We start from the raw sequence: 3,123 nt of genomic DNA, 5'->3' as shown, positions 1-3,123 counted from the left end.
CATCCGCTTCTCGAGATCGGACATCACCGCCTTGAGGTTGTGGCCGACGGCGTCTCCGCCACGGTCGACGCCCTGCAGCGCCTGCTCGAGGAGGGAAACCCGCTGTTCCGCGACGGGCAGACCTGGGTGCCGCACCGGCCGGACCGCCCGGCGAAGTCCGAGGGCGGCAAGCCGTTCCGCCTCGAATCCGAGTTCACGCCGGCCGGCGACCAGCCCACCGCCATCGCCGAGCTGGTCAAGGGCGTGAACGCGGCCGAGCGCGACCAGGTGCTGCTCGGCGTCACCGGCTCGGGCAAGACCTTCACGATGGCCAAGATCATCGAGGAGACGCAGCGCCCGGCCCTGATCCTGGCGCCGAACAAGACCCTGGCGGCGCAGCTCTACGGCGAGTTCAAGAGCTTCTTTCCCGACAACGCGGTCGAATATTTCGTCTCGTATTACGACTACTACCAGCCCGAGGCCTACGTGCCGCGCTCGGACACCTTCATCGAGAAGGAATCCTCGATCAACGAGCAGATTGACCGGATGCGGCACTCGGCGACCCGCGCCCTGCTGGAGCGCGACGACGTCATCATTATCGCCTCGGTCTCGTGCATCTACGGCATCGGCTCGGTCGAGACCTACACCGCGATGTCGTTCACGGTGACGCTCGGCGAGAAGATCGAGCAGCGCCAGCTCATCGCCGACCTGGTGGCGCTGCAGTACAAGCGCATCCAGGCGGACTTCGCCCGCGGCACCTTCCGGGTGCGCGGCGATGTGATCGAGCTGTGGCCGGCCCACTTGGAGGACCGCGGCTGGCGCATCGGCCTGTTCGGCGACGAGATCGAGAGCATCGTCGAGTTCGATCCGCTGACCGGCAAGAAGATCAACGAGCTGAAGTTCGTGAAGGTCTACGCCAACTCGCACTACGTCACGCCGCGGCCGACGCTGCAGCAGGCGATCAAGGGGATCAAGCACGAGCTCAACGGCCGCGTCGAGGAGCTGACCCGGATGGGCCGGCTGATCGAGGCCCAGCGGATCGAGCAGCGCTGCACCTTCGACATCGAGATGATCGAGGCGACGGGCGCCTGCAACGGCATCGAGAACTATTCGCGCTACCTCACCGGCCGCAAGCCGGGCGAGCCGCCGCCGACGCTGTTCGAGTACCTGCCCGACAACGCGCTGGTCTTCACCGACGAAAGCCACGTCACGGTTCCGCAGATCGGCGGCATGTACCGGGGCGACTTCCGGCGGAAGGCGACGCTCGCGGAGTACGGCTTCCGCCTGCCCTCCTGCCTCGACAACCGCCCGCTGCGCTTCGAGGAATGGGACGCGATGCGGCCGCAGACGGTCAACGTCTCGGCCACCCCCGGCAAGTGGGAGATGGAGCAGACCGGCGGCGTCTTCGCCGAGCAGGTGATCCGCCCGACCGGCCTCGTCGACCCGGTGATCGAGATCCGCCCGGCCCGCTCCCAGGTCGACGACCTGCTCGGCGAGGTCCGCGAGGTGGCGCAGGCCGGCTACCGCACCCTGGTCACCACCCTGACCAAGCGCATGGCCGAGGACCTGACCGAGTACCTGCACGAGAACTCGGTGCGCGTGCGCTACATGCACTCCGACATCGACACCTTGGAGCGCATCGAGATCATCCGCGACCTGCGGCTCGGCGCCTTCGACGTGCTGATCGGCATCAACCTGCTGCGCGAGGGCCTCGACATCCCGGAATGCGCGCTGGTCGCGATCCTCGACGCCGACAAGGAGGGCTTCCTGCGCTCCGAGACCTCGCTGGTCCAGACCATCGGCCGCGCCGCCCGCAACGCCGATGCGCGCTGCATCCTCTACGCCGACCAAATCACCGGCTCGATGGAGCGGGCGATGGCGGAGACCGAGCGCCGGCGCCAGAAGCAGCTCGCCTACAATCTCGAGCACGGCATCACCCCGCAGAGCGTGAAGCGCGGGATCAGCGACATCCTCAGCAGCGTGTTCGAGCGCGATCACGTCCAGGTCGATACCGGAATGGCGGAGATCACCGTCGGCCACAACCTCAAGGCGGTGATGTCCGATCTCGAGAAGCGGATGCGCACCGCCGCCGCCGATCTCGACTTCGAGGAGGCCGCGCGCCTGCGCGACGAGCTGAAGCGGCTCCAGGCGACCGAGCTGATGATCTCCGACGACCCGATGGCGCGCCAGGCCGACGTCGAGCGCGATGCCGGCAAGTACGGCCGCAAGGCCCCGCGCGGCTCGGGCACGCGGATCTCGAAGCCGACCCTCGACAACATGGGGCCGGGCACCGACCGCGAGTTGCCGGCGAGCGCCGTCGCCTGGGTCGAGCGGCCGAAGCCGCGCTCGACGCAAGGGCTCGGCGGCCAGAAGCCGAAATACAAGGGCGGCGGCGGCCGGCGCTGAGATCGGCCTCCTGCGTCGGACGGGTCGGTTCTCGCGAGCGGGATCACGTCCCGCGCAGGGCGGCGGCGCCTGCTCGGCCGCCGCGGCTCGCTCCCCGTCATCCCATCTCGTCCCGAAGCTCCTGCGCGCAAGCGATCGCCGCGCCGAATGCGGACGGTCGGGCGCGCGCTGAACCCACGCGAAGAAAAGCAACTCTCGGTTGTAACTTCAAACCCTCGTTAAGCATTCCCGCTCAGATTGTATGAGCCATGCAATGGATCTCGTGCGTTGTGTTCTCGACACGATGCAGCCTCCCGGCGTGGTTCCCTGTCGGAGTGCCCCCATGTCTCGTCGCCAGAACCGCGCCTCCGCGCGCACGTCCACCCCTGCGCCACGTCGCGAAGCGGCCCGCTCGCGCAGCACGATCGCGATCCCGCTGCTCGGTGGCGTTCTGCTCCTCGGCACTTCGGGCCTAGCCGAGGCCCAGGTCCTGCGCGGGGCGCTCGATACGGTGACCACGGCCGTGAACAGCACCGCCGGAAGCCTGGCGACGGTCGATGCGACCCTCGGCGGCGGCAACCTCGCGACCGTCGGCGCGACGGTCGGCGGCGGATCGGTCGCGAATGTCGGTGCAACCGTCGGTGGCGGATCGGTCGCGGATGTCGGGGCCACCGTCGGCGGCGGCACCGTCGCCAATGTCGGCGCCACGGTCGGCGGCGGCACCGTCGCCAATGTCGGCGCCACGGTCGGCGGCGGCAC

General features: G+C 68.7%; 1 protein-coding gene and 1 pseudogene. Both read left to right on the top strand.

All coding sequences use genetic code 11. From position 1 onward, the window contains the following. On the top strand, positions 1-2,385 hold a 2,385-nt coding region (uvrB, locus tag FV223_RS23830; RefSeq protein ID WP_147729299.1), incomplete at its 5' end, for an excinuclease ABC subunit UvrB. 322 nt (positions 2,386-2,707) lie between these two features. Then, a pseudogene (locus tag FV223_RS30755) lies at positions 2,708-3,123 on the top strand (hypothetical protein); the annotation flags it as partial.

Origin of the sequence: Methylobacterium sp. WL116, from assembly GCF_008039455.1 — a bacterium.
Lineage (GTDB): Bacteria > Pseudomonadota > Alphaproteobacteria > Rhizobiales > Beijerinckiaceae > Methylobacterium.
Note: the sequence above shows the minus strand (reverse complement) of the source record. Positions and strands in the feature narration are given on the sequence as shown.